This is a genomic window from Micromonospora sp. ALFpr18c, assembly GCF_008868155.1.
GTDB lineage: Bacteria > Actinomycetota > Actinomycetes > Mycobacteriales > Micromonosporaceae > Micromonospora.
In genome coordinates this window covers 1-1221 of sequence record NZ_WBKR01000404.1, presented here as the reverse complement: position 1 = coordinate 1221, position 1221 = coordinate 1, and the positions used below count along the sequence as shown (strand labels likewise).

The 1221-nt window shown below is 58.8% G+C and carries 1 protein-coding gene; it reads left to right on the top strand.

Features of this window, described 5'->3' with window-relative positions; all coding sequences use genetic code 11:
• Positions 1-115 precede the first annotated feature (115 nt).
• Positions 116-1221 (top strand): hypothetical protein (locus F8271_RS31420; RefSeq protein ID WP_151493396.1); only part of this gene is annotated, 1106 nt, incomplete at its 3' end.

The window sequence follows — 1221 nt, the reverse complement described above, 5'->3', positions numbered from 1 at the left end:
GACTACGCGATAGCCCTGTTCGGATGACAGGCCCGATCGAGGTTGAACCGGCGGCCCCGCGCATCCGTTGTGTAGGAAGACTTCGAAATTTGACTGCAAAGGCGGCTAACTAGGAATGGACAAAGATAAGAGCAAGGCCCATGTTTTGGCATGGGCCGCTGCAAATCAGAGTGGCCACGATGTGAGTATTAATGAGTACGCAGAGGCATGCTTTATCCCCTATTCGACACTGTATAGATGGATATCCGGAGGGATCCGTGATGTTACGTTCACGGGTGACCAGCAGGCGTTCATAGACACGGCAAGGGGGCATGCGTCCCATCAGTTCTATGAGCTCTCCGACCGCAAGAACCATGCCTTGAGATGGGCGCATGCGAATCAGGGCGGCCCCGTCATGGGTTATACCGACTATGCGCGGCGGTACAATGTGGACATCAATAACCTGTTTCGCTGGGTTTCTGGAGGGGGCGGGGTTACGTTCGAGCCTGATGAGCAGGAGCTCATAAACAAGGCAAAGCAGTATTGGGCCCATAAGCAATACACGCCCGGCGAGCGCAAGAGCCATGCCTTGGCGTGGGCGGCTGCGAATCGGAGCGGCCCCGCCATGAGTTATACCGACTATGCGCGGCGGTACAATGTGGTCCACGTGAACCTGATTCGCTGGGTTTCTGGAGGGAACGGGGTTACGTTCACGCCTGAAGAGCAGGAGCTCATAAACAAGGCAAAGCAGTATTGGGCCCATAAGCAATACACGGCCAGCGAACGCAAGAACCATGCCTTGGCGTGGGCGGCTGCGAATCGGAGCGGCCCCGCCATGAGTTATCACGAATACGCAGAGCGACACAAGGTGGACCTCACGACCCTGATTCGCTGGGTTTCTGGAGGGAGCGGGGTTACGTTCGAGCCTGATGAGCAGGAGCTCATAAACACGGCAAAGCAGCGACAAGTTTCGTTGTCGACCATGAATGAAACTGCCGTGGCAGCGGTTGGTGCCAACAAATATGCGTGGCTGCGTGCTCCCACCAGCGCCACCTCTGCTTCCACCAGCAACACATCGCCGACGTTGCCGATGCACACCGGCTACGAGCAGGTCAGCCGCGTCGTCGCCGCCCCCGCCGGCGGGCTGTCAGCCTCACAGGCCGGACCGAGCGGGGATCGCCTGAATGTGAGGCGTGCCGCGGCACTCGACAGCCAAGCCCAGCAAGCACCGCGGGTACCCCC